Origin of the sequence: Amycolatopsis sp. TNS106 (assembly GCF_019330265.1) — a bacterium.
Classification (GTDB): Bacteria; Actinomycetota; Actinomycetes; order Mycobacteriales; family Pseudonocardiaceae; genus Amycolatopsis; species Amycolatopsis lurida.
Window position 1 is genome coordinate 7,327,766 of the sequence record NZ_CP024972.1, and the last position, 23,838, is coordinate 7,351,603.

The 23,838-nt window shown below is 68.4% G+C and carries 24 protein-coding genes; 6 read left to right on the forward strand and 18 right to left on the reverse strand.

Annotated elements, in window-relative coordinates:
- Window positions 1-57: 57 nt before the first annotated feature.
- The 8 genes from CVV72_RS33840 to CVV72_RS33875 form a co-directional block, all read right to left on the reverse strand.
- A complete protein-coding gene (locus tag CVV72_RS33840; RefSeq protein WP_219148031.1) occupies window positions 58-1,251 on the reverse strand; it encodes an ABC transporter permease in 1,194 nt (397 codons plus the stop codon).
- Entirely contained in the window at window positions 1,248-2,174 is a 927-nt protein-coding gene (locus tag CVV72_RS33845; protein ID WP_219148033.1) for an ABC transporter ATP-binding protein, read from the reverse strand. Before CVV72_RS33845 ends, CVV72_RS33840 begins: the two co-directional genes overlap by 4 nt.
- Window positions 2,171-2,401 (reverse strand): hypothetical protein, encoded by a 231-nt coding sequence (locus CVV72_RS33850; RefSeq protein WP_034308586.1) that lies wholly within the window; start codon window positions 2,399-2,401, stop codon window positions 2,171-2,173. The genes CVV72_RS33845 and CVV72_RS33850 overlap by 4 nt, the downstream gene beginning before the upstream one ends.
- Window positions 2,398-2,853, reverse strand: coding sequence for a hypothetical protein (locus CVV72_RS33855; protein ID WP_219148035.1), 456 nt, complete (start codon window positions 2,851-2,853; stop codon window positions 2,398-2,400). Before CVV72_RS33855 ends, CVV72_RS33850 begins: the two co-directional genes overlap by 4 nt.
- Window positions 2,850-3,395 carry a hypothetical protein gene (locus CVV72_RS33860; RefSeq protein WP_219148037.1) on the reverse strand — a complete coding sequence of 182 codons (546 nt, stop codon included), beginning with the start codon at window positions 3,393-3,395 and terminating at the stop codon, window positions 2,850-2,852. The genes CVV72_RS33855 and CVV72_RS33860 overlap by 4 nt, the downstream gene beginning before the upstream one ends.
- Window positions 3,392-3,661, reverse strand: a complete 270-nt coding sequence (locus CVV72_RS33865; RefSeq protein ID WP_034308595.1) for a helix-turn-helix transcriptional regulator — start codon at window positions 3,659-3,661, stop codon at window positions 3,392-3,394. The genes CVV72_RS33860 and CVV72_RS33865 overlap by 4 nt, the downstream gene beginning before the upstream one ends.
- 81 nt (window positions 3,662-3,742) lie before the next feature.
- Complete coding sequence (locus tag CVV72_RS33870) at window positions 3,743-5,281, reverse strand: glycerol-3-phosphate dehydrogenase/oxidase (RefSeq protein ID WP_219148039.1); 1,539 nt, start codon at window positions 5,279-5,281, stop codon at window positions 3,743-3,745.
- Window positions 5,278-5,841: a TetR/AcrR family transcriptional regulator gene (locus CVV72_RS33875; protein WP_219154300.1), complete on the reverse strand. Its 564-nt coding sequence runs from the start codon at window positions 5,839-5,841 to the stop codon at window positions 5,278-5,280. The genes CVV72_RS33870 and CVV72_RS33875 overlap by 4 nt, the downstream gene beginning before the upstream one ends.
- A gap of 97 nt (window positions 5,842-5,938) precedes the next feature.
- Between CVV72_RS33875 and CVV72_RS33880 the strand changes: the two genes are divergently transcribed.
- A complete protein-coding gene (locus tag CVV72_RS33880) occupies window positions 5,939-7,558 on the forward strand; it encodes an FAD-binding oxidoreductase (RefSeq protein ID WP_219148041.1) in 1,620 nt (539 codons plus the stop codon).
- 225 nt (window positions 7,559-7,783) lie between these two features.
- Here CVV72_RS33880 and CVV72_RS33885 read toward each other — a convergent pair whose 3' ends face one another.
- From CVV72_RS33885 to CVV72_RS33900, 4 genes are all read right to left on the reverse strand, one after another.
- Window positions 7,784-8,512 carry a gamma-glutamylcyclotransferase gene (locus CVV72_RS33885; RefSeq protein WP_370641837.1) on the reverse strand — a complete coding sequence of 243 codons (729 nt, stop codon included), beginning with the start codon at window positions 8,510-8,512 and terminating at the stop codon, window positions 7,784-7,786.
- Window positions 8,506-9,600 (reverse strand): S-(hydroxymethyl)mycothiol dehydrogenase, encoded by a 1,095-nt coding sequence (locus CVV72_RS33890; RefSeq protein WP_219148043.1) that lies wholly within the window; start codon window positions 9,598-9,600, stop codon window positions 8,506-8,508. Before CVV72_RS33890 ends, CVV72_RS33885 begins: the two co-directional genes overlap by 7 nt.
- An 80-nt stretch (window positions 9,601-9,680) precedes the next feature.
- Window positions 9,681-10,946 carry a C39 family peptidase gene (locus CVV72_RS33895; RefSeq protein ID WP_219148045.1) on the reverse strand — a complete coding sequence of 422 codons (1,266 nt, stop codon included), beginning with the start codon at window positions 10,944-10,946 and terminating at the stop codon, window positions 9,681-9,683.
- Window positions 10,947-11,078: 132 nt separating this feature from the next.
- On the reverse strand, window positions 11,079-12,800 hold the full coding sequence (locus tag CVV72_RS33900) for a TIGR03767 family metallophosphoesterase (RefSeq protein WP_219148047.1): 1,722 nt from the start codon (window positions 12,798-12,800) through the stop codon (window positions 11,079-11,081).
- 176 nt (window positions 12,801-12,976) lie between these two features.
- Here CVV72_RS33900 and CVV72_RS33905 point away from each other — a divergent pair, with 176 nt between their 5' ends.
- On the forward strand, window positions 12,977-13,411 hold the full coding sequence (locus CVV72_RS33905; protein ID WP_219148049.1) for a hypothetical protein: 435 nt from the start codon (window positions 12,977-12,979) through the stop codon (window positions 13,409-13,411).
- 467 nt (window positions 13,412-13,878) lie between these two features.
- On the opposite strand, the gene CVV72_RS33910 is transcribed toward CVV72_RS33905, so the two are convergent.
- Entirely contained in the window at window positions 13,879-14,478 is a 600-nt protein-coding gene (locus CVV72_RS33910) for a TetR/AcrR family transcriptional regulator C-terminal domain-containing protein (RefSeq protein ID WP_219148051.1), read from the reverse strand.
- A 57-nt stretch (window positions 14,479-14,535) separates the two neighbouring features.
- Between CVV72_RS33910 and CVV72_RS33915 the strand changes: the two genes are divergently transcribed.
- Window positions 14,536-14,991 (forward strand): hypothetical protein, encoded by a 456-nt coding sequence (locus CVV72_RS33915; protein ID WP_219148053.1) that lies wholly within the window; start codon window positions 14,536-14,538, stop codon window positions 14,989-14,991.
- Here the strand turns inward: CVV72_RS33915 and CVV72_RS33920 are convergent.
- A complete protein-coding gene (locus CVV72_RS33920) occupies window positions 14,960-16,222 on the reverse strand; it encodes an ABC transporter substrate-binding protein (protein ID WP_219148056.1) in 1,263 nt (420 codons plus the stop codon). The genes CVV72_RS33915 and CVV72_RS33920 overlap by 32 nt on opposite strands.
- A 100-nt stretch (window positions 16,223-16,322) precedes the next feature.
- Window positions 16,323-17,960, reverse strand: a complete 1,638-nt coding sequence (locus tag CVV72_RS33925; protein ID WP_219148058.1) for a long-chain fatty acid--CoA ligase — start codon at window positions 17,958-17,960, stop codon at window positions 16,323-16,325.
- Window positions 17,961-18,411: 451 nt separating this feature from the next.
- Here CVV72_RS33925 and mihF point away from each other — a divergent pair, with 451 nt between their 5' ends.
- Together mihF and CVV72_RS33935 are read left to right on the forward strand one after the other, a co-directional pair.
- Entirely contained in the window at window positions 18,412-18,723 is a 312-nt protein-coding gene (gene mihF, locus CVV72_RS33930; protein ID WP_005155963.1) for an integration host factor, actinobacterial type, read from the forward strand.
- A gap of 107 nt (window positions 18,724-18,830) precedes the next feature.
- Window positions 18,831-19,970 carry an isochorismate synthase gene (locus tag CVV72_RS33935; RefSeq protein ID WP_219148061.1) on the forward strand — a complete coding sequence of 380 codons (1,140 nt, stop codon included), beginning with the start codon at window positions 18,831-18,833 and terminating at the stop codon, window positions 19,968-19,970.
- Window positions 19,971-20,056: 86 nt separating this feature from the next.
- On the opposite strand, the gene CVV72_RS33940 is transcribed toward CVV72_RS33935, so the two are convergent.
- On the reverse strand, window positions 20,057-20,746 hold the full coding sequence (locus tag CVV72_RS33940) for a 4'-phosphopantetheinyl transferase superfamily protein (RefSeq protein ID WP_219148063.1): 690 nt from the start codon (window positions 20,744-20,746) through the stop codon (window positions 20,057-20,059).
- Window positions 20,743-22,083, reverse strand: coding sequence for a cation:dicarboxylate symporter family transporter (locus CVV72_RS33945; RefSeq protein WP_219148065.1), 1,341 nt, complete (start codon window positions 22,081-22,083; stop codon window positions 20,743-20,745). The genes CVV72_RS33940 and CVV72_RS33945 overlap by 4 nt, the downstream gene beginning before the upstream one ends.
- A 137-nt stretch (window positions 22,084-22,220) precedes the next feature.
- Here CVV72_RS33945 and CVV72_RS33950 point away from each other — a divergent pair, with 137 nt between their 5' ends.
- Window positions 22,221-23,390 (forward strand): acyl-CoA dehydrogenase family protein, encoded by a 1,170-nt coding sequence (locus tag CVV72_RS33950; protein ID WP_034308631.1) that lies wholly within the window; start codon window positions 22,221-22,223, stop codon window positions 23,388-23,390.
- 97 nt (window positions 23,391-23,487) lie between these two features.
- Here the strand turns inward: CVV72_RS33950 and CVV72_RS33955 are convergent, their stop codons facing one another.
- Entirely contained in the window at window positions 23,488-23,823 is a 336-nt protein-coding gene (locus CVV72_RS33955; RefSeq protein WP_034308634.1) for a hypothetical protein, read from the reverse strand.
- Window positions 23,824-23,838: the final 15 nt, after the last annotated feature.

A 23,838-nucleotide genomic window follows, 5' to 3' on the forward strand; every position in this document is an offset into this window, starting at 1 on the left:
TGAAGGCCCCCTTCCCTCGGCTCAGCCGAGGGAAGGGGGCCTTCACGCGCGAAGCGGTCAGCCGCGGCGAAGGGCTTCCGAGAGCTTGATCCGGCTGCCGACCCGCAGGACGCTGTTCTGGTAGATCCGCGCGCCCAGCCAGGTGAACAGGGCGATGGCGCCCACGGTCAGGCCCAGCGACAGCGCGATCTCCCACGTCTCGACGGTTCCGGCCGCGATCCGCGCGGGCATCAGGACCGGGGAAAGCAACGGAACCAGGGAGAGCACCTTCGTCCCCGTGCCGTCCGGCGCCTGCGTCAACAGATTGAACCCGACGACGAAGCCGAGGATCAGCACGATGTTGACCGGGCCGATCACGGACTGGGTGTCCTCCTGCCGGGAGACCAGCGAACCCATGGCGCCGTAGACGGTGGCGTACAGCAGGAACCCGAGCAGATACCAGACCACACCCCACAGCAGCGCGCTCGTCGCGACCCCGGACAGCGTCAGCACGTTGGTCGCCGACGCGACGATCAACCCGGCGCCGCCGATGATCACCAGCTGCGTCAGCCCGACCAGGCCGAGCCCGATCACCTTGCCCAGCAACAGATGCCACGGCCGGACCGTGGACAGCAGGATCTCCACCACGCGGCTGGACTTCTCCTCGACCACGCCCTGCGCGACCAGCGTCCCGTAGGTCACGATGCTCATGTACAGCAGCACCGCCACGATCAGCCCGATCACCATCCGCTGCGACTTCTCCGGGTCCGGCGGTTTGATCGAGTCGACCTCGACCTGGGTCTGGTGGACCGTGCGCATCACCTCGTCCGGCGACTTCTGGGCCTCGGAAAGGATGCCGTTCAGCACTTCCTGCTGGGACACGCCGTTCAGCAGGGAACGCAGCTTCGTGTCCAATTCGGACTTGACGAGCACCTTCAGCTCGGTGGCGTTGCCGGACAGCAACGCGTCGAGATCGCCGTTCTCGACCTGCGTCCGGCCTTGCGCCGGATCGGCGACGGTGACGGTTTCGATCTTCTCGCCGATCGCCTCGCCCGCGGTCTTGAGCTGCTGCGCGATCCCGGCGGTCTGGCCGGTGAGCCCGACCTTGCTCTTGTCCTCGTTGCTGATCAACGTGGACTGCAGCAGGACGTACCCCATCAGCATGACCAGCAGCACGGCGGTGCCGACCACGAAGGACCTGGTGCGCAGCCGGGTGTTCAGCTCGCGTTTGGCGATGAGCCAGACCGCGCGCCACGAAGATACGGTGTTCATGCGGAAACTCCCTGTGCCGCCGGCTTCTCGGCGACCGCGTCGCGGAAAAGCTCGGTCAGCGAACGCCTGCGTTTGGTGAACTCGGTGACCGGGCCGGTCGCCAGCGCCGCGGCGAGCACGGCCTGATCGTCGGCGCCCGTCTCGAGTTCGAGGATCGTCGTCGGGCCGTTCTGTTCGACCGTCCGGACACCGGGAACGGACGAAGCCCAGCCGGGCGCGGCGGCGGGCGCGGTGACGACGAGACCGTTCCCCGCACCGGCGGTCAGCTCCGCGACGGTACCGGATGCGACCATCCGTCCACTTCGGATGATGCCGACCCGGTCGCACAGCCGCTCGACCAGGTCCAGCTGGTGACTCGAGAACACCACCGGCACGCCGGTCGCGGCCTTCTCGCGCAGCACGCCGCTCATCACGTCCACGGCCAGCGGGTCGAGACCGGAGAACGGCTCGTCCAGCACCAGCACCTTCGGATCGTGCACCAGCGCCGCGGCGAGCTGCACGCGCTGCTGATTGCCGAGGCTCAGCTTCTGGACCTCGTCCTTGCGCCGTTCGGTCAGCCCGAGGCGGGCGATCCAGTTCTCGGCGCTGCGGTGGGCGTCGTTGGTCGACATCCCGTGCAGTTCGGCGAGATAGACCAGCTGCTCCAGCACCTTCATCTTCGGGTACAGCCCGCGTTCTTCCGGCATGTACCCGATGTGGGTGCGGGTCTCGTGGGTGATCGGGGCGCCGTCGAAGCGCACCTGGCCGGAGTCGGCCGCGAGCACCCCGAGCACGATCCGCATCGTGGTGGTCTTGCCGGCGCCGTTGCTGCCGACGAACCCGAACAGCTCACCGGGCTGGACCTCGAAGCTCACCTCGTCGAGCGCGACCTTCGCGCCGTACCTCTTGGAGATCCGGTCGATCTCCAGCTTCCCCTCGCTCATTTCCACTTCCCCTCTTCGAAATACCGCACCAGCGCCGTGAATCCCCGATGGACGCCGGAAACCGTGCGGTTCCGCTGGATCAGCCCGTCCAGCTCGACGTTGCTCATCACCGAGGTGGCCCGGTAGACCAGGACCGCCCGGCCCGCGCCGGCGAGGACCCCACCCGCCACCAGCACGACGGCGACCACGCCGATGGACACCTTGTACCGCTTCTTGTCCCCGGTCATGCCGGAGTCACCCCCTCGAAGTCTTCGGGGTCGTCGTCCGGCAGCCGCCACGCGAGCCAAAGTGCCGGAAGCGACGTCCCGAAGACGAACAACGCCGCTGTCATCGAAGAAAGCAGGGAACCGGAGTCCGGTTGCCCTGCCGCGTAGAGCCCGTACACGAGATCCACCAGCATGAGCGCGCACATCCCTTGGAACGCGGCGTAGTGCGCGCGGTCGCGCAGCAGCAGTTCGCGCTCGTCGAGGTCCTTCGCCGCGGAGCCGGGTCTGCCGACGGCCTTGCGCAGCACCGCCGCGGCGCCGACGCAGAGACACAGCCCCGGGCCCATCATGCCGACGGCGAACCACAGCGTGGGCTCGCGGAGCAGCGCGGCGCCGGCGATCACGACCAGGTGGCCGATCACGGCCGCGATGGCGAGGCGGCGGCGGTCCGATCGCGTCCTGGTGACGGTCACGTGGGGCTCACCTCTTCGAAGTCTTCAGGGTCGTCGTCCGGCAGCGACCAGCCGAGGATGACGCCCGAGAGCGTGGTACCGGTGACCAGCAGCGCGCAGGCCATCATCGCGCCACGTGCACCGCCGTCCTCCGTGCTGGAGATGACCAGGCCGTAGAGCACCGCGATCATCATCAGCCCGACCAGGACCTGGTAGCTGACGAAGGTGACACGGTGGCGCCATTCCCGCTCGCGTTCGTCGAGCCGGAGCGAGAACCCGCCGCTCATCTTGCCGGTGAGGATCCGCAGCAGGTAATGGGCGCCGCCGGCGATCACCGCACCACCGAACCAGCACACGGCGAAGACCGGTTCCGGTTGCCGATGGAACATGGCGGCCCCGACGATCAGGATCAGATCGCCTGCCAGCACCAGCACGCTCAACGTCCGCCGCCGCTTCCTCGTGCGCCAGGTCGGCAGCCTCAGCGCCCGTTTGCGTTCCACTTTCTCCAGCCGTTCCTGCTGGCGCTCCCAGTACGCCGCGAGACGTCCTCGCTCCTCGCTCATGTTCCCCCCTCCCGGTAGACCTGAGTGGACAGCGGCGTGAATGGTTCACGGCTGAACACGGCCTCGACCGGGAGGTCGAACACCGCGCAGATGCGGAACGCCAGGTCCAGGCTCGGGTAGTGGTCCCCCCGTTCGAGCGCGCCGATGGTCTGCGGGTTGACCTCGACGGCCGCCGCGAGGGCGGCCCTGCTCAGTCCGCGCTCCGCCCGGAGCACGGGTAGCCGGTTGTAGATCGGCAGCTCTTTGCCGCGTCTGACCGGGCTCATGGAACATACTGTTGCAAAAACCCAACGACTCGTCAAGTTGAGGGCGCGCTTCACCGCAAGTAGGTGACTAATTGCGAAGGGTCAGGCGAGGCCGGCGAGGGATTTGTCGACAAGTTCCCGGACGCGGCCGCGGGCGGCCTCGGCGTCCGGGGTGACCAGGCCGAGCCGGGTGCGGCGTTCCAAGACGTCCTCGACGTCGAGAGCGCCCTCGTGCCGCACGGCCCAGACGACTTCCGCCGCGCTGATCTCGGTCCCGTCGAACAGGGGCAGGCCCAGTTCCGGATCGACCTCGCCGAGCGCCGCGACCCGGGGAGCTTCGGTGCCGTACTTCGCGACGAGCCGAGGTGGAGCGTCCACAGTGGAGAGACGATCGCGCGGTGTCGCGCCGAGCAGCGGGAGCCGGGACGTGGTCGACGGCCCGGCGAGAAGCCCGGACCGGTTCAGTGCCGCGTCGACGGCGTCCTCGGCCATCTTCCGGTACGTCGTCAGCTTGCCGCCCACGACGGTGAGCACGCCGTCGGCGCCGGTCACCACCGCGTGCTTGCGCGAGAGGTCCGCGCTGCGCCCGCCGCCCTCGACCAAAGGCCGCAGCCCGGCGAACGAACCCGCGACGTCGGCCCGCGTCAGCGGGCGGGTGAACGCCGTCGACGCCACTTCCAGCAGGAAATCCACATCGGACTCCGGCACGGACGGCACCCGGGGGACCGGCCCGTCGGTCGGTTCGTCGGTGACCCCGACGAACACCCGGCCGTCCGGTTGCGGCAGCAGGAAGACGAAGCGGTTGTTCTCACCGGGGACGGGCACGTTGACCGACGTCGCGCCGATCGGTGCCGCGCCCGAAGCCAGGATGAGATGCGAACCGCGGGAAGGCCGCAGCCGTACCGATTCCGCCAGTTCGCCCGCCCAGACGCCGGTCGCGTTGATCACCTGACGGGCGCGGATCTCGATCTCCTGCCCGGTGAGCCGGTCCCTGGCCAGCACCGACTCCGCGTCGAGCCGGAGCGCCTCGACCTTCGTCAGGATCTTCGCGCCGCGTGACGCCGCCGTGCGGGCCAGGTTCACGACGAGGCGCGCGTCGTCGGTCAGCGCGCCGTCGTAGGCCAGCAGCGCGCCGCGCAGGCCTTTCGGGGACAGGCCGGGTGCGAGCGCCAGCGCCTCCGCGGCCGGGATCGACCTCGGCCGCGGCAGCACCGATGCCGGGGTCCCGGCCGCCCGGCGGAGGCCGTCACCGGCGACGAGGCCGGTCATGATGAACGCCTGCTGGCCGCGGGACGTCTCGCGGTACATCGGGAACAGCTGCGGGATCGCCCTGGTGAGATGCGGGGCGGTGCGGGTCATCAGTATCCCGCGCTCGACGGCGCTTTCGTGCGCCAGCGCCAGATCGCCCTTGGCCAGGTACCGGAGGCCGCCGTGAACGAGCTTGCTGGACCAGCGCGACGTCCCGTACGCCAGGTCGTACGCCTCGATCAGGGCCACCGAGAGCCCGCGCGCGGCCGCGTCCAGTGCGATCCCCGCGCCGGTGACACCACCGCCGACCACCACCAGATCGACCCGCTCGCCGCCGGCCAGCGCCGTGAGTTCCCGGTCGCGCCGCAGAGCGTTGAGCGAGCCCGGCGTCACGGCCGCAACGCCGCGTCGAGCACGTGGGCGAACTCCGCCATCAGCTCCTTCTCGTTCACGTCCGCGGTGGCGGGGCGGTAGGAGAAGGCGAAGGACTGGATGAGCAGCAGCAGGGTGCGCGCCTGCGAGGGCAGGTCGCCCTTGCGGATCGAGCCGTCTTCTTGGCCCGACTTCAGCAGGTGCAGGATCACGCCTTCGGCGAAGCGCTGGGTCTTGCCCAGCCGCTCGACGATGTAGGGCAGGACCAGTTCGGAGTCGAGGTCCAGCAGGGTGCGGAACAACGGGTCACCCGACAGCGCGGCGACGGCGGCGGCCGAACTCTGCACGAGCTTCTCGCGGAAGTTGGCGGGCTCGACCTCCGGCTCGGCGGCGCCCTGAAGCAGTCCGCCGAACTCGCGGGTCATGAGGGTCGCGAGCACGCTGCGCACGTCCGGGAACCGCCGGTAGACCGTCATCCGGCTGACCTTCGCGGTACGGGCGATCTCGGCGAGGGTGGTCCGCCTCACGCCGACGGCGAGCACGCACTTCTTCGCGGCGTCGAGCAGAACGTCGTCGGACACACGCGTGGAGGCCTGACGGGATCGGGTGTCCGCCAGCGCCGAAACGCCTGTTTCCGCAGGTGAGTGACGTTTTACGTCCATATGTAACACTGTAGTCGTGACCGAGCTTATTGACCACCGGTTAAGACGATCCTGGACGCCCGAAGGCGGTGACGCGGCCCACCTTCCGGCGAAGGCCTTGCGGTGGCTCGTCCAGCGTATCGGTCCACTGGGCTCCGCGGCGCCCCTCGCGCCCGATTCGGCGCTGTCCGTTCCCGAATCGGCGCTGCGAGAACAGCCGAAACGAGACCTCGAGGACCTCGTCGGCGCCGGCCGAGTTTTGCTGGCGCCGGGGGAACGGCTCGCGCGGGCCAGCGGTCTGTCCTATCTGGACCTGGTGCGGCGGCGCGGGTTCGGTGATTTTCCGGTGCCGGACGCCGTCGTCCTGCCGGAGAATCCCGCCGAAGTCCAGTCGGTACTGGAAATCTGTGCACGGCACGACGTCGGCGTCGTCCCGTTCGGCGGCGGGACGTCGGTGGTCGGCGGGGTTTCGGCGCTGCGCGGGGACAAGAGCGCGGTGATCGCGCTCGACCTCACCAGGCTCGGCGAACTGGTCTCCGTCGACCCGGTCTCCCGGATCGCGGTCCTCCAGGCGGGCGTCACCGGCCCGGAGGCGGACCGGTTGCTCGCCGCGCACGGCTTCACCCTCGGGCACGTGCCCCAGTCCTACGAACGCGCCACCATCGGCGGGTTCGCCGCCACTCGGTCCGCCGGGCAGGCCTCGTCGGGTTACGGCCGGTTCGAGGACATGGTCACGGGTGTCCGGCTCGCGACTCCGCGCGGCGAATGGAAACTGGGTGTCGCGCCGGCGTCGGCCGCGGGACCCGACCTGCGGCAGCTGGCCGTCGGCAGCGAAGGCGCGCTCGGCGTGATCACCGAGGTCGCCCTCCGCGTCCGCCCGGTGCCGGAAGTGCGCCGTTACGAGGGCTATGTCCTGGACGGCTGGGAGCAGGGTGCCGACGCGGTCCGCGAACTCGCCCAGCGGCACGTCCTGGCGGACGTCACCCGGCTGTCCGATGTGGACGAGAGCGAGGTTTCCCTGGCGCTCAACGACAGTCTGAAGACCAAGGCGCTCCGCCGGTACCTCAAGGCACGCGGAGTGCACGCACCCTGCCTGCTGATCGTCGGCTGGGAGGGCGCGTCGAAGCACGAGGTCAGTCGGCGCCGTCAGGAGACCACCCGCGTCCTGGGGCGGTTCGGCGCCGTCCGGATCGGGGCCGCGCTCGGCGAATCCTGGCGCCGCGGCCGGTTCTCCGGCCCTCGGCAACGGGATGCCCTGATGGACAACGGTGTCTGCGTCGAAACACTCGAAACCGCCGCGTACTGGGCGGAACTGAGCGACCTGCGCGACGCCGTCCGTGCCGCGCTCACCGCGACGCTCGGCAACGCCATCATCATGTGCCACGTTTCGCACGCCTACGAAACCGGCGCGTCGCTGTACTTCACCGTGCTCACCGCCCGCGACGAGGCCGACCCGGTCGGCCAATGGCAACGGGCCAAGGCGGCGGCGTCGGAAGCGATCACCGGGATCGGCACGATCTCGCATCACCACGCCGTCGGCGTCGACCACGCTCGCTACCTGGCGGCGGAGATCGGTTCGCTCGGCATCGACGTGTTGCGAGCGGCGAAGAAGGCCGTCGACCCGGCCGGGATCCTCAATCCCGGGAAGCTTCTCTGAGCCTGTCGGCGGAGCCGAGGACTTTCGGTTGAGGGGAAGGTCAAGGTGGCGTGTCGCGAAAGCCACTTTCGCGACGTCTGGTGTCCCGAAAGTGGCTTTCGCGACATCAGCACCGAGCGCCGGCTTCGAGAGAACGCTCGTCGTAGAGGCGTCGGACACGCCACGTTTGCCTTACCCCTCAAGGAAAGTGACTCGACGCGTGAACCCGCCCGGCCGAAGGCCCCGCTATCGCGGTGGCAGGGCGCCTTCGGCACCTTCGTGAGCTGGAAGCCCAGATCCCGCCCTGCCGACGTCGATCGCGGACGCGGGTTCACCGGCAGACTGCCTGAGCAGCGTCCCGGCCTCGACCAGCGTGCAGTCCAGACCGTGCGTTTCGGCGGGGATCCCGTCCAGTGCCGCGGCCCGGCGCTGTTCGAGGTCGGCGACGCGGATATGCCTGCCGTCCACCAGGATCGGCAGCCGGATGTCCGCGGCGCCGACGTACGCCACGACGTCGTCGAGCACCGTGCCGTCGTCGAGGGTGATGGCAGGGGAGGTCAAGCGCACCAGGTTGTAGCGCTGTCCTTTGCCCTCGCAGCGATCGAGGACGGCGAGCTGTTCCGGCGTCGCGAACCAGACGGAGTGCTCCTCGACGACACCCGGCGCGGCGGCGAGCGTCGCGGGCCGCTGCCCGTCCCGGAACCGCCGGCCGGACGCCCAGACCGCGGCGAGGTCGGTGCAGCGCGCGTGACAGACGACGACCGGACCGGTCAGGCCCATGTTCTCCCGCAGCCAGGTGATCTTGGACGGGCACGCGTTCGAGCCGTACGCGAGCACGGCCTGGCGTTCGCGCCAGCCCTCCGGCGCGGTGTCGAGGCTGTGCCCGACGCCGTCGAAGTGGACGAACGAATGCCCCGGCCGCGCGCCCGGGTACGGATCGGCCGGGAAATCGGCGTCGGTGAAGAGTTTCACCACGTCACCACGCTGCGGAGTACGTCGCCGCGGTGCATCCGCTCGAAGGCCTGCTCGACGCCGTCGAGGGCGATCCGTTCGGTGACGAACTTGTCGAGCGGGAGCCTGCCCTGGAGATAGAGGTCGATCAGCATCGGGAAATCGCGTGAGGGCAGGCAATCGCCGTACCACGACGACTTGAGCGAGCCGCCGCGCGAGAAGAAGTCGATCAGCGGCAGATCCAGCCGCATGTCCGGGGTCGGGACGCCGACGAGCACGACCGTGCCCGCCAGATCGCGGCCGTAGAACGCCTGCCGCCACGTTTCGGGCCTGCCGACCGCGTCGATCACGACGTCCGCGCCGAACGAATCGGTGAACTCCCGGATCGCCTCGACGACCTGGTCTTCGCTCAAGTCCTTGCTGTTCAGCGTGTGCGTGGCGCCGAAGTCCTTGGCCCAGGCGAGTTTCCGGTCGTCGGTGTCGACGGCGACGATGGTCTTCGCGCCGGCCAGGTCCGCCCCGGCGATCGCGGCGTCACCGACGCCGCCGCAGCCGATGACCGCGACGGAATCACCGCGGCTCACCGCGCCGGTGTTCAGCGCCGCGCCGAGACCGGCCATCACCCCGCAACCGAGCAGCCCGGCGACGGCCGGTTCGGCGGCGGGGTCGACCTTCGTGCATTGTCCACTGTGGACCAGTGTCTTCTCGAGGAAGGCCCCGACACCGAGCGCCGGCGACAGGGCGGTGCCGTCGGCCAGCGTCATCGGCCGGGCGGCGTTGAACGTCGAGAAGCAGTACCAGGGCTTGCCCCGGCGGCAGGCCCGGCAGGTGCCGCAGACCGCGCGCCAGTTCAGGATCACGTAGTCGCCCGGTTCGAGGCCGGTGACGCCGTCGCCGACGGCCTCCACGAAACCCGCGGCCTCGTGGCCGAGCAGGAACGGGAACTCGTCGTTGATCCCGCCCTCGCGGTAGTGCAGGTCGGTGTGGCAGACACCGCACGCCTTGACCGAGACGACGGCCTCGCCGGGCCCGGGGTCGGGCACCGTCACGGACTCCAGCGAGACCGGTTCACCCTTGGCGCGGGAAACGACGCCTTGGACCTCGTACGGCATGCCCACCTCCGAGTCTGTGACTTCGCAGCTTGCCACGAAGACGACCGGGATCGCGACATCCGCTCGGGTGCGGTACCGATTCAGCGCCCAGGAGTGATGATGTAGGCGACGCCGCCGGGGCCGCTGGAAACGCCGCCATTCGTGTTGTACCGCTTGGTACGCTGCCAGATCGTCTCGAATTGGTGTCGTTTGTAGACGTTTCGGACCCGGTCGTTGCTGTTGGCGGCCGGGTCGTTCGCGATCACGTCCCCGTCCTTCGTGAAGCCGACGACGACCATGATGTGCCCGGCGGTGCCGTAGCCCGCGCCGTCGAGTTCCTCGGCCTTGAACGACTGCGAAGTGATCACCGGGATGCCGCGCGCGATGTAGTTTTCGAGTTCGTTCAAGGAGTGCAAACGGGTGATGTGCCCACGCAGTCCGAGTGAAGCGGCGTACGCGGTGTTGAACGGCCAGTTGCCTGTTCCGTCGTAGGCGTAGTCGAACGTGTAGCGGGCGGCGTACGCGACGGTTGGATCGACGTAACCCTCCGGGATCCACGTCATGTCCTCGGGCTTGGGCCGTTTGCCCCAGTACTCGGCGACCATCTCGGTGGACGTGGGGCTGCACCAGTTCTCGCCGCCCCCGCCGTACTCGGGGAACTGTCCTTTGTGGAGGTTCTGCGCATAGGCGGGCACCTTGAGCTCGATGCCGGTGGCGCGGCCCGGTTTCGTCGCCTTGACCTCGAAGCGGTCCGGGACGAGCGACGTCATCGCGCCGACCGACGTCACCGACGGCGTGGCACGGGAGCCTGCCTCGCGGTACAGGCTGACCCGCAGCCGGTACGAGCGGAGCGCGACACCGGCCTTCATGACCAGCGTGTCGACGTCGACCACGGCGTTGGCGTCGCTCTGGCCGTCGACGCTGGTGCGTTTGATGTCGGCGTCCCCGCTCGCCCACCGGCCCATGACGTACCAGGAGGTCTCCGTGCCCGTGGCGGTGCGGCCCTTGGCTTCGACCTTGATCCACGTCTTGGCCGGCGTCTTCGCGTTCCACGAGGCGACCAGCTGGGAGGCGTCGAAGCCCTGGGTGTGGCTCCTCGACGTCCACTGGCCGTACTCGTAGGTCTTCGTGGTGCCGAGCGTGGGTTCGGTGTGCTCGATCGTGCCGATCGGGCGGTCGATGCGCAGCGCGCCGTGGTCGAGGCCGAGCCCTTCGAGCCTGCCGTCACGGAATCCGTGGTGACCGGACCATTCCCGGTAGTCGATCGACTCGTCGTCGGCGTGGCCGGGACCGGCCTCCGCCGTCTGTGCCGTCACCGCGGTCATCGTCGCGATCGTCAGCAGCGTGACCAGCCCTCGTATCCGCATCCGGCGCTCCATCCCTCGTGTCCACCCAGTAGGGAAGGGATTTTCGCCGGTCGCGCGAGGTATGTAAACAGTTACCCCCGATCGCACGAGTGCCGCCGCCGGGCACGTGACTCGCGTGGTCGAAGACGTGACTCAGGCGAGCGGGTTCGGCAGGAGGAGTTCCGTGTTCTGGTCCTGGGCGGTGCCGACGGCGGAAAGCGAGGCGTGGATGTCGTTGTAAGAGAACTCCCGGTACAGCGACGCAAGCGCTTGCGTGGAGGTGTCCGAGTAGAACGCCGCATACGGGGCTTCCGCCTCGATCAGCGTCGTGAACAGCGACAACGTGCCGTCGGCGTTGTCGGCGACCTCGATGATCCGCGCGTGCTGCGGGAAGTCGATGTGCGAAGCGGTGTTGATCTCCCAGAAGCTCTGCTTCGCGGTCTTGCCGACGTGCGGCGTGATCTTGTTGTGGTGCGTGTGCCCGTTGACCCACGCCAGGACGTTCGGGAACCGGTGCAGCAGCGAGACGAACGTGTCGCCGTTGAGCCGGAGCTCCAGTGGGTGGCGCGCGTCCGGCAGCACGTTGCCCATGGTGTCGCTCGTGTGGTGGCTGAACAGGATGAACAGCTCGTCCGTCACGTTCTGCGTGACCTTGCGCCCGAAGAAGTCGTAGTACGTCGAGCTGTTGCGCTTGAGCGTGTTCTCCACCCAGGTGAACTGCCCGAGCCCGATCGACCCGTCGGCCAGCCCGGCCATCGTCGTGGTGTCGAGGCTGATGCCGACGACGCCCGGCGCGATGCGGAAGGTGTAGTACACGTTCCGCCCGTCGGCGTTGTTCTCGCTGAACCCGTGACCGACCGGGCCGGGGCCGGTGTTGGCGGAGTCGAGGTGGTGCCGCACGAACTCCGCGGTGCTGAACGGCCGCCTTCGCTCGTCCGGGGTGATCTCGCGGATCGTGCCCGAGCCGCCGAACAGCTCCGTGACCGGGACGCCGGAGCCGGACCCGATCGCCTTGGCGAGCTTCCGCGACGTCGTCTCGTCCTTGCCGATCACCTTGAAGCGGCCGGTGTACCAGGCGTCCATTCCCGGGAAGTCCGGCACGGTGCCGACGATGCTGTCGTCGTGGTTGCCGAAGGTGCAGAACCACGGGACGTCGAGGCCGGGCGAGGTGAAGGTGTTCGAGGCCGCGCCGAGCAGGCCGGGCAGCTGCGGGAAGCCCTTCTTCGTGTACGCGTCGTCCAGCGTCTTGCCGGGGTTCCAGTAGTGCGAGGACCCGGACGTCTGGACGCCTTCGTGCACGTCCGGGTCGCCCGAGGTCGGGTTCACCGTGCCGCCGTTGAGCACCTTGAGGAACCATTCGAGCTCGATCAGCTCGTGGTTGTCGGTGTTGTCGCCGGTGGTGACCATGAAGTCGATCGGCCGTCCGGTGAACGGGCCCGCCTTCAGGCTGTTCACCCGCTCCACCAGCGCCGTCGTCGCGACGGGGCCGAGGGTTTCCTGCGGCCGGTGCGCCGAGCCGACGAACGGGTGCAGGTACTCGAACCGCGCCGGGCTTTCGGCGTCGGTGAAATGCAGGTCGGTGAACTGCGCGAAGGACGCCATCGCGCGGCGGCGGTCGTCGCGGCCGGACTTCGGCGCGGCCAGGTCGCCGCGGACGACGAGCGGCCAGCCGGGGCCCGCGGTCAGCCGCGTATAACCCGGTCCGCTGGTCAACGGGGCCGCCGCGGCTTCGAGCGTGGTGCCCGCGGTCCGCACCGCGCGGCTCGCGGTGCGCGCCAGCGCCCGGTCGAACGCGTTGGCGGTCGGCGTGCACAGCAGCAGGCCGACGCCGGCGGCGCCCGCCGCGGTGAAGGTGCGCCTCGAGATGACGGACATGGCGGTGCCCCCAGTCGTCGCGGATGGATGTCGCGGAAGGACGATGCCGCAAGACGTTAGCCGGGAGGTGAACGCCAGAAAAGGGTAATGCGAAAATTTGTCACGTTCGGCGGAGTCGTCGGGAAGCCAAGCGGGCTGGTTACGCTGGCCGCTTGGCGAGCGTGGGAGGTGGCCAGGTGGGTGCTTCGGCATGGTCCGTCCGCGGCCGGTTCGACGGCGATCCGGAAGCGGCGCTGGACGCGATGAAGGCGCGCGTTTTCGAGGAGGGCGACTACCTCTGGGAGGAAGACGAACTCGGCCGCCCGGACTCGATCGACGAGCTGTACGAGGTGGAGAGCGTCCAGGAGTCGGGGACCCACTCCGTGCTGGACGTCCACGAGTTCATCAGCGCCATGGGCGAGGACGACTTCGGCACGATCCGCCCCTTGACCGACGCCGAACTCGTCGCCGCCTTCGGTTCCGAGGAGCCGTCCGTCGCCGACTTCGACGAACTCGACAAGGCGGGGCGGCTGCCGTACGAACGCCGCCCGCGCTGGAGCGCGAACTGCGCGCTGCTGTACGAGAACGACGTCGCCGTCGAGCTGGCGATCTGGGGCGTCTCCGGGGACTAGGGCCGGTTCAGGTGGTCGTGAGTGGCGATTCGTGTTCTGACGGACTCGTATTTACCTACCCACTGGTGTGATCGGCGGTCGACGGGGGCCTCGTCTGCCACCGGTCGCGCCTGGCGCGACCTTGATCAACGGAGGGTCGGGGACGTTGAGTGTCCCGAACCTTCCGTTGATCAAGTCCAAGACCGGGCATCCCTGGCGGCCGCGGAACCACCACTTTCGCCCGGTCAGGCTTAGGTAGGTAAATGCCGGTCCGCTCTAACCCGAGCGCCACTCACGAGGTTTGCGGGCCGAGTTCGACGCTGGTGCTTCGGGCGCGTTCGTGACGTGGCACCGCACTCGCGTGATCGAAGCCGGAACTCACGTGATCAAGGACGAAACTCGCGTGATCAGAGGCGGAACATCAAGTGCGGCATCCAATCACGCGAGTTACGTGCCTGATCACGCGAGTCAACCCGAATCGCGACCCACTACAGCCGGGCCGCGAGCCCGTCGAGGATCACCTCGACGCCCAGCTCGAACAGCTCCTCGCCGCTCTGCGCCGCGAAAGCCGGACCCAGTCTGCCGACATGCGGATACGCCTCGAGCCGGGCGAGGAACCCTTCGTCCGGCCTCCGCGCGGGGAGCGTTTCGACCGACGCCAGGACATGCGCCGTGAGCAGACGCGAAATCCCCGCGGTGTCCTCTTCGGAGAAACCCGCCTCCAGCAGGATCCGCGCGGTCGTCTCGATGTGGCCGAGCCGGTGCGGTCCGGTCGGTGGCCGCTGGCGCAGCAGCGCGGCCGCGTCTCGGTGACGCAGCAGCAGGGCGCGGAACTGGCGAAGCCCGCTCGCGAGCTGTTCGCGCCACGGCAGGTCGGCGTCGATCTCGAAAGCGTCGGCGCAGATCGCCTCGGCGACCAGGTCCAGCAGTTCGGCCTTGTTCTGCACGTGCCAGTACAGCGTCGGCGAGCTGACGCCGAGCTTCGCCGCCAGCCGTCGGGTGCTCAGTTCCGCGAGACCGGCCTCATTGAGCAGTTCGACGGCGGCTTCGGTGATCTGGACGAGGTCGAGCGAGCCTTTGCGAGCCACCCGAGGACTCTATCAGTGATAGATTTGTCTCTATCACTGATAGGGATGGGGATGGTGATGCTCTGGACATCGAAGATCCGCCTGGTCACGGTGCTGTGCTCGATCATTTTCGTCGCCGGGACGACGCTGCAGAACTACGTGATCATCGATGTGGATCTGATCGAGTCGAGCATGCGGCTCAAGGGGGTGGACACCGGCGACGCACCCGCGTATCTCGGCGCGCTGAGGCTGGTTGGCAACGTCTTCATCGTCGGAAACGCGCTCGGCCTGCTGGTGTGGTTCCGCTGGCCATGGCTGTTCTGGCCGGTGCTCGCGGTCAACGTCGGACAGGCGTTCGGCGTGTATGTCGTGCCGTTCGAAGTGCACCGGGCGGCGATCACCGAACATGGCTGGCCGGGTGTGCTCCCGTCCCTGGTCACCGACGGCGGCGCGGTGATCCTGTCGATCGTGTTGATCGTCGCTTACGTACGCGCGCGGCGCGTCACGCGGCCAGGCGACCCAGTTCGGCTTTGACGGCCTCGACGGCGGCCTTGGTCTCGGCGACCGGGTCGGCGCCGTCGCGGACGATCCGGCCCAGCGCGTCGACGAGCGCCGTGTTCGCCGTCGGTGTCCACAATGGACCGGCGGCGCGGCCGTTCTCCTTGACCAGCTTCGCGGCGTCGGCCGCCGCAGTGACCTTGTCGAGCACGCTCAGCCGTGCGGGCAGGTGGAAACCGAATCTGGTGGCGAACTCCTGCTGGAAGTCGACCCGCTCCAGCCACAGCCATTTGACGAAGTCCTTGGCGGCGTTGGGGTTCAGGCTCTTGGAATGCACCATCGCGCTCAACCCGCTGACCGGGACGGACGGCGCGCCCGCCGCGTCGAACCTCGGGAACGCCAGGACACCGAAGTCGTCCTTCAGCGTGTCCTGGATCTTCGGCAGATTCCACAGCCAGGTCCACTGCATGGCGGTGAGCCCGTCGATGAACGGGAGCGGATCCGCCCAGTCCGTCGAAGCGCCCAGCAGCAGCGAGCCGTTGAGCTCGTGGAGTTTCGCGAACACCGTGGCGGCACGCGGATCGTCGAAGCCGACGGATTTGCCGTCCTTGACGTAGTCGAGCCCCGCCGACCACAGCAGCGGCCCGGCGAGCGCCGCCGCGCCCGCGTCGTTGCCGGCGAACAGTCCTTTGACGCCGTCCTTGGACAGTTTCTTCGCCGCGTCCACGAGTTCGTCCAGTGTCTGCGGCGGCTGGACTCCCGCTTCCTGCAGGAAACTCTTGCGGTAGAACAGGACCTGGGTGTCCAGCGCCTGTGGGATGCCGTAGGTCTTGCCGTCGACCGTCTGCGCCGCGAGTACCGAAGGGTTGAAATCCCCGCGCACGGGCCCGATCACGTCGTCCAGCGGGACGAGGAGGTTCTGCCGGACGCGATCGACGGTGACCTGGCCTTCGAAGACGTCGGGCACCGGGCCCGCCTGCAGCGCGGCGTTCAGTTTCGTCTCGTAGTCGTCGGGATTCCACTGCACCGCGACCTTGGATTTCTGGTACGCGGCCGCGTACCGCGTGACGGCTTCCTGGACACCGGCCTCGGGATACGGGTGGTACCACTGCGCGAGGTCCACCGGTTTCGGTTTCGGCCTGGTCACCCCGGCGGAGTAGGCCGTCGAGGGCGGCGGGTTTCCCGTTTGGACGGTGTTGGATCCGCAGGCGGAAAGCAGGGTCGTCCCCGCCAGCGCCAGGAACGTTCGCCTGTTTGTCTTACGCACCAACAAAACCCTTCGCCGAACGCAGTGAAGGCCATCTTCGGGGAACAGCGTCCCTCAAGATGGCCTTCACGGAAGGGCAGGCGCGCGGGAGATTAACCCGTTAGAGCTGACTGATGTCGAGTTTGCCTTCGGAGTGGAACGCCCGCAGCCGCTTCTTGTCGAACTTGCCGACACTGGTCTTCGGGACTTCGTCCACAAAGGTCCAGTTCTCCGGAAGCTGCCACTTCGCGACCTTGTCGGACAAGAACTCGCGCAGCTCCTCGGCCGTGACCTTCTGGCCCTCCTTGAGCACCACGGCGACCAGCGGGCGCTCGTCCCACTTCTCGTCGGGGATGCCGACCACGGCCGCCTCGGCCACCGCGGGATGCGCCATCACCTGGTTCTCCAGATCGACCGAGGAGATCCATTCGCCACCGGACTTGATGACGTCCTTCGCGCGGTCGGTCAGCGTGAGATAACCGTCCGGGCTGATCTTGCCGACGTCGCCGGTGCGCAGCCAGCCGTCGTGGAACTTCTCCGGGTCGGGCTCGTCACCGGTCGTGCCGCTGTAGTACGACGCCGCGATCCACGGGCCCTGCACCTCGAGCTCGCCGACGCTTTCGTTGTCCCACGGCAGTTCCTCGCCGTTGTCGCCGATCAGCCTGGCGCTGACGGACGCGGGGAACCGGCCCTGGGTGTAGCGGTACTCCCAGGCCTTCTCGCCGGTCGCGGAGGCGGGCGGCCGCGCGACGCTGCCCAGCGGCGACGTCTCGGTCATGCCCCAGGCGTGCAGGATAGGCACGCCGTAGCGGTCTTCGAACGCGTGCATCAGCGACGGCGGCGCCGCCGATCCGCCGACCACGACCTCGCGCAGATGCGAGATGTCCTGCGGGTTCGCGTCGAGGTGGGAGAGCAGGCCCTGCCAGATCGTCGGGACGGCGCCGGCGAAGGTCGGCTTCTCGGCCTCGAGCATCTGGGCGATGGGCGCGGGCTGGAGGAAGCGGTCCGGCATGAGCAGCGAGGCGCCGACCATCATCGCCGCGTACGGCATCCCCCACGCCATCGCGTGGAACATCGGGACGATCGCGAGGGCCTTGTCGTGCTGGGCCAGCCGCATGCTGTCGGACATCGTGACCTGCATGGAGTGCAGCCAGATCGACCGGTGGGAGTACGCGACACCCTTCGGGTCACCCGTGGTGCCCGAGGTGTAACACATCGCGGCGGCCGAGCGCTCGTCCACGTCGGGCCAGTCGAAGGTGTCCGGCTGGCCCGACAGCAGTTCGGCGTAGGAGTGCACCTGGACGCCGTCCGGGGCCGTCAGGGCGGAAGCGTCGCCGTTGGCCACGATGACGTGACGCACGGTCTTCAGCTCGGGCAGCTGCTTGGCCAGCAGCGGGATCAGGGTGCCGTCGACGATGACGACCTGGTCCTCGGCGTGGTTGGCGACGAAGACGAGCTGCTCCGGGAACAGCCGGATGTTCAGCGTGTGCAGCACCGCGCCCATGGCCGGGATGGCGAGGTACGCGGCCATGTGCTCCGCGTTGTTCCACATGAAGGTGCCGACGCGCTGGTCACCGGTGATGCCGAGGCTCCGGAGCGCGTTGGCCAGGCGGGCGGCGTGCTTGCCGAGTTCGCCGTAAGTCTCCCGGCGGGCTTCTGAACCGGTCCAGGTGATGACTTCGCTTTCGGAGTGCACCGTGGTGCCGTGGCGGAGCAGCCTGCCCAGTGACAGCTGTCCGTCCTGCATCGTGCTCAACATCGCGTACTCCCGTGGTGCTCGTTCTCCGGTGAACTGGGGTTGCGCCGACTCTAATCCGGGAGGGGTGAACCGGTCAGTAACATCGCAGGCAACCGTTCGGTCACAGTGTCGCGCTAACGGGTGTTCGCCGGTTCGGATCAAGATCATCAATAATTCGTATTTTTCCTGCCATGAAACGAAAAATGGCCGACTGTGCGAAGTGATGGCATCGCTCATAAGGGTGATGAACGCGAACGAATCGCCGCTCGAACGGCGTGTTTCCGCAGGCTGGGGCGGGTTGCCCGCGGCGTGGTCGAGGGGTAATAAGTGCGTGTCGGTTTCACGGCCGAGGAACGGGTGGCGTTTACTGGAGCCGTGGTACAGAGACGGCTGGCCAGCGCTTGCTCTTGCAAGCATGGTTTAAAGGCCGTCGGCCGCGAAAGCGGAGACCTGAGATGAAAGGACTACTACGTTGGCTCTGCCCACGTTGACTCCGGAGCAGCGCGCCGATGCCCTCGCCAAGGCGGCTGAGGCTCGCAAAGCGCGCTCCGAGCTGCTTGCGTCGATCAAGTCCGGCAAGGAGAGCATCGACAAGGTGCTCAAGCAGGCCAAGGAGAACAAGACCATCGGCAAGACGAAGGTCACGCAGCTGCTGAAGGCCGTGCCCGGCCTGGGCGCGGTCAAGGTCGCCGCCCTGCTGGAGCAGGCCGGGATCGACCCGGACCGGCGTGCCGCCGGCCTGGGCGAGCGGCAGCGTGAAGCCCTTCTCGAGGCGCTGAAGTAACGCTTCCGCCCAGGTCACGGGCTGTCCGGGGGAAGGTGTTGCCTGAGAGGCTGTTGCCCGGGCAACACTTTCCCCTGGTCTCAGCCGGAGCCTGGGACGCTGGTGGGGTGACGACCAGTACCGCACCGGCGACCCCGGCAGACCTGGCCGCCCGCTACGAGCGGGGCGACTTCCTCCTGGCCACGGCACGGCACGCGCTCCTCGCGAGCGGGGTCGTGGCCACCGCGACCGAGGCCGAGCCGTCGCGGCTGTCCGGGGCGCTTCCCGGGCTGTTCACCGACTCGGGTGCGTCGATCGCGGTCGGTGTGCTGCCCTTCGACACCACCTCGATGCCGGGGCATCTGGTCCTGCCCCGTGCGCTCCATCGCGCGTCTTCCGAACACGCGGCCGTCCCGCCGCGCACCGCGCTTCCGCGGCCGGTCAAGGTCACTCCCGTGCCCGAGCCGGAGGCGCATCTGGCCGCCGTTCGCGCCGCCGTCTCCGCACTGAGCGAACGTGACCTGCGCAAGGTCGTCCTGGCCCGCGCGCTCGATCTCGACTTCGACGACGCCGTCCCGGTCGCCGAGGTGGTCCGGAACCTGGCGAACGGGAACCCCCGGCACACCACCTACGCCGCGCAGCTGCCCGGCGGGCGCACCCTGGTCGGCGCCACTCCCGAACTCCTGCTCTCCCGCACCGGCGGCGCCGTCGTGTCCCGCCCGCATGCCGGGTCGATGCCCCGGTCCGCGGACCCGGCGATCGACAAGGCGAACGGTGAGGCCCTGCTGGCGTCCGAAAAGGACCACGTCGAACACGCCGTCGTGGTGGAATCCGTCGTCGAGATCCTGCGGCCGTTCTGCCGCACGCTCGACGTCCGCGGACCGGAACTCGTCTCGACCCCGGCGATCTGGCATCTCTCGACCACCGTCACCGGGGAGCTGATCGACCAGGACGTCACCGCGCTGGACCTCGCCGCCGCCCTGCATCCGACCCCCGCCGTGTGCGGCACGCCGACCGAGGCCGCGCGCTCCCTGGTCCAGGAGCTGGAGCCGTTCGACCGCGAGTACTACGCGGGCGCCGTCGGCTGGGTCGACGCGGCCGGGGACGGCGAATGGGCCGTCGGGATCCGGTGCGCGGAGATCGCCGACACCTCCATGCGGCTGTACGCCGGCGGCGGCATCGTGCCCGCCTCCGACCCCCGGACCGAACTCGACGAGACCTCGGCGAAGTTCCGTACCCTGCTGGCCGCCATGGGCCTGGAAATCTAGAACCCCCGCAATTCGTCACCTACTTGCGCCCGATCGGTGCCCGGCGCCGGTAAGCGCCCACGCAAGTAGGTGACGAATTGCGAGGGTCAGAGGGTCGCGAAGGTTTCGGTGACCGCGATGTCGTCCGAGGTCAGCAGTGCGACGGCGGCCCGGTAACCCTCGGTCGCCTTCAGGTCGGCGAGCCGGGTCCGGTCCGGGTCGAGGGCCTGGTGGCTCGACCGCACCAGCCGTGCCTGCTCGTCGTGGCCGGAGAACGTGATGCTCTGCAGCGGGATCTTGAGGCCCTTCCCGGTCGCTTTCATGACGGCTTCCTTGCGCGTCCAGTAGGTGAAGAACGCCGTCGTGCGCTCGTCGTCGGGGAGCCCCGAGATCGCGGCCAGCTCCGCGGGGGTCAGCGCGTACTCCATGAGCGAGTCCTCGGCCCGCCTGGTGGCCGTCTCGACATCGAGGCCGACCGGCGTCCCCGCGGTGGCCGCGACGCCGATGAGGTCGCCGGAATGCGAGATCGACAGCATCAGCGGCGCGCCGGGGACCCTGGGCCGTCCGTGCGGTTTGCCGCAGTCGTCACAGGTCGCGTCGAAGCTCACGTCCTCGACGGCCATGCCGAGCCGCTCGGCGGCGACCGTCTTCGCCAGGACCCGGCCGGTCAGGAACCGGCGTTTGTCGATGTCCTGGCGGTAGTTTCCGAATCGGCCCTGCTCCAGCTCGTCGAGCAGAGCCAGGAACCGGGGTTCGGCGGGCAGGGGCGGGGACCAGCGGACCGCACATTCGATCACGTGTCCTTCATACCCGATCCGGCACTGGCATCACTCGCGTTTTCGTCGAGCAGCGTCGCCTCGTCGAACGGTGATCGGCCGTTCAGGGTCCGGTCCAGCTGCTCGCGGTCGATCTCGTTGGTCCAAGTGCCGATCAGCACGGTCGCGACGGCGTTGCCCGCGAAGTTCGTCAGCGCGCGGGCCTCGGACATGAACCGGTCGATGCCGACGATGAACCCGACGCCGTCCACCAGTTCCGGCCGGTGCGAGGACAGCCCGCCCGCCAGCGTCGCGAGCCCCGCGCCGGTGACCCCGGCCGCGCCCTTCGACGCGATGATCATGAACACCAGCAAGGAGATCTGCTCGCCGATGGTCAGCGGTTTGTCGAGCGCGTCCGCGATGAAGATGGACGCCATCGTCAGGTAGATGGCGGTGCCGTCGAGGTTGAACGAGTACCCGGTCGGCACGGTGATGCCGACGACCGGTTTGGAGACGCCCGCGTGCTCCATCTTCGCGATCAGCCGCGGCAGCGCCGACTCCGACGACGACGTCGACAGGATCAGCAGGAACTCACGGCCGAGGTACTTCAGCAGCTTGAAGATGTTGACCCTGGCGAGCAGGCCGAGGATCAGCCCGAGCACCACGAACACGAACAACGCGCAGGTGATGTAGAAGCCGAGCATGATCACCGCGAGGCTCTGCAGCGCCTTCCAGCCGGTCTCGCCGACGACGGCGGCGATCGCGCCGAACGCGCCGACCGGGGCCGCCCACATGATCATCGCCAGGATGCGGAACACGAGCCGCTGGATGTGCTCGATGCCGCGGCGGATCGGCTCGCCTTTCGTGCCCAGTTTCTGCAGCGCGAACCCGGCGAGCAGCGCGACCAGCAGCGTCTGCAGCACCTCGCCCTCGGTGAACGCCGAGACCAGCGTCTTCGGGATGATCCCGAGCAGGAAATCGACGGTGCCCTCGCTCTTGGCGATCTGGTCCTGTCCCTTTTCGGCGATCTCGGGCGTCAGGTGCAGCCCGGTGCCGGGCTGGAGGATGTTGCCGACGACCAGGCCGATGACGAGCGCGACCGTCGACATGATCAGGAAGTAGCCGAGCGCGAGCCCGCCGACCCGGCCGACCTTCGCGGCCTTCGCGACCGAGCCGACGCCGAGCGCGATCGTGCAGAAGATGATCGGCGAGATCATCATCTTGATCAGGTTCACGAACCCGGTCCCGAGCGGCTTCAACTCCTTGCCGACCTCGGGGAACAGGATGCCGACCGCGATGCCGAGCGCCACCGCCGCGATGACGGCGAGGTAGAGGTAATGGGTGCGATCCCGCTTCGCCGCGGGTGCTGCCGTGCTCATGGGTGCCCTTCGACGAGGTGGGGACGGATTGCGAAAACTTATGACAACTCCTCGGCGAACGACAACCGAAGCGGTACCCTGGACTAAGCGAGCGCTTAGTCAGCGCTAGGGCACTGTCGAACAGGAGCGGGCTGACCATGGATTTCTCTCTGAGCGTCGAGGAACGCGAGGTGCGCGACTGGGTCCGCACGTTCGTCCAGCGCGACCTCATGCCGCGTGAGCAGGAGGTGCTGCGCCGCGAACGCGCCGGTCAGCCCGGCCTGACCGCCGACGAGCTGCGCGAACTGCAGCTGAAGGCCAAGGAATCCGGCTTCTGGGGGGTGCAGACGCCCGAGGAGTACGGCGGCATGGGCCTGTCCGCGGTGATGACCGCGCTGCTGGAGGCCGAACTCGGCCGCACCTTCGTGCCGTTCCGCTTCGGCGGCGCCGCGGACAACATCCTGTACTACGCCAACGACGAGCAGAAGGAGCGCTACCTGCTCCCGACGATCTCGGGCGAACGCAAGTCGTGTTTCGCGATCACCGAACCCGGCGCGGGTTCGGACGCCAAGGCCATCCGGACCTCCGCCCGCAAGGACGGCACCGACTGGGTGATCAATGGCGAGAAGACCTTCATCACCGGCGGTAACGAGGCCGACTTCGTGATGGTCTTCGCGATCACCGACCCCGAGAAGGGCGCGAACGGCGGCGTCACGTGCTTCCTCGTCGACCGCGACGCCGGATGGAAGTCCGAGTACATCGACACCATGGGCGAATGGGGTCCGGCGTCACTGGTCTTCGAGGACGTCCGCGTGCCGGAGACGCAGATCCTCGGCGAGCTCGGCCACGGTTTCGATCTGGCCATGCAGTGGATCGGCGCCGGCCGCTACCTGCTGCCCGCCCGCGCGATCGGCTCCTGCGAGCGGCTGATCTCCATGGCCATCGAGCACGCGAACACGCGGGAGACGTTCGGGCAGAAGATCGCCGAGCGCCAGGCCATCCAGTGGATGATCGCGGATTCCGGCACCGAGCTGGAGGCGCTGCGCTGGCTGGTGCTGCACGCCGCCTGGCAGGTCGACCAGAAGCTGGACTCGCGGCACGCGCAGTCGATGGCGAAGCTGTACGGCGGCGTGAAGGCGAACGAGATCGTCGACCGCGTCCTGCAGATCCACGGCGGGATGGGCTACACGCGGGAACTGCCGGTCGAGCGGTGGTACCGCGAACTGCGGCTGCTGCGGATCTACGAGGGCACCGACGAGATCCAGCGCCGGACCATCGCGCGCAACCTGCTCAAGGGGCACGTCAAGGTCGGCGGCACCTTGGGCTGACGCTGACCGACGCTCGCCGGCACTGCCCGCATCTGCGATGAAGGGGCCTTTCCTCGCAAGATTCGCGAGGAAAGGCCCCTTCATCGCGTCGGTCTCTCTAGTCCTCGTCCTCGTCCTTCTGGTTCCGCATCGCGATCGGGACCCCGGCGAGGTCCTCCTCGTTGCAGAGAAGTTTCACGTCGTAGTACGGCGAACCCTTGCGGTCGTCGTAGTCGAGATGGACGGCCAGCACATCGACCGGTTCCCCGAGCCACTCCTGAGCCTGGCGTAGCCATGTCGCGCACCGTTCGAGCGCCGTGGGCAGGTCGTCGTCGCGGAAGCCCACCGGGCGGTAGGGGACGTCCTGCACCTGATCACGGGGGTTCGAAGGCACCGGCAACGCCGGCGAGAGACCCGAGTCGTCCAGTTCGAGTTGGATCGTTTGCTCAGTCACCCTTCGAGCGTCCCC

Coding starts and splice junctions, on each gene's coding strand:
- CVV72_RS33840 (WP_219148031.1), bottom strand. CDS start 1,251: ATGAACACCGTATCTTCGTGGCGCGCGGTCTGGCTCATCGCCAAACGC.
- CVV72_RS33845 (WP_219148033.1), bottom strand. CDS start 2,174: ATGAGCGAGGGGAAGCTGGAGATCGACCGGATCTCCAAGAGGTACGGC.
- CVV72_RS33850 (WP_034308586.1), bottom strand. CDS start 2,401: ATGACCGGGGACAAGAAGCGGTACAAGGTGTCCATCGGCGTGGTCGCC.
- CVV72_RS33860 (WP_219148037.1), bottom strand. CDS start 3,395: ATGAGCGAGGAGCGAGGACGTCTCGCGGCGTACTGGGAGCGCCAGCAG.
- CVV72_RS33865 (WP_034308595.1), bottom strand. CDS start 3,661: ATGAGCCCGGTCAGACGCGGCAAAGAGCTGCCGATCTACAACCGGCTA.
- CVV72_RS33890 (WP_219148043.1), bottom strand. CDS start 9,600: ATGCCGTACGAGGTCCAAGGCGTCGTTTCCCGCGCCAAGGGTGAACCG.
- CVV72_RS33895 (WP_219148045.1), bottom strand. CDS start 10,946: ATGCGGATACGAGGGCTGGTCACGCTGCTGACGATCGCGACGATGACC.
- CVV72_RS33900 (WP_219148047.1), bottom strand. CDS start 12,800: ATGTCCGTCATCTCGAGGCGCACCTTCACCGCGGCGGGCGCCGCCGGC.
- CVV72_RS33915 (WP_219148053.1), top strand. CDS start 14,536: ATGCTCTGGACATCGAAGATCCGCCTGGTCACGGTGCTGTGCTCGATC.
- CVV72_RS33925 (WP_219148058.1), bottom strand. CDS start 17,960: ATGTTGAGCACGATGCAGGACGGACAGCTGTCACTGGGCAGGCTGCTC.
- CVV72_RS33945 (WP_219148065.1), bottom strand. CDS start 22,083: ATGAGCACGGCAGCACCCGCGGCGAAGCGGGATCGCACCCATTACCTC.
- CVV72_RS33950 (WP_034308631.1), top strand. CDS start 22,221: ATGGATTTCTCTCTGAGCGTCGAGGAACGCGAGGTGCGCGACTGGGTC.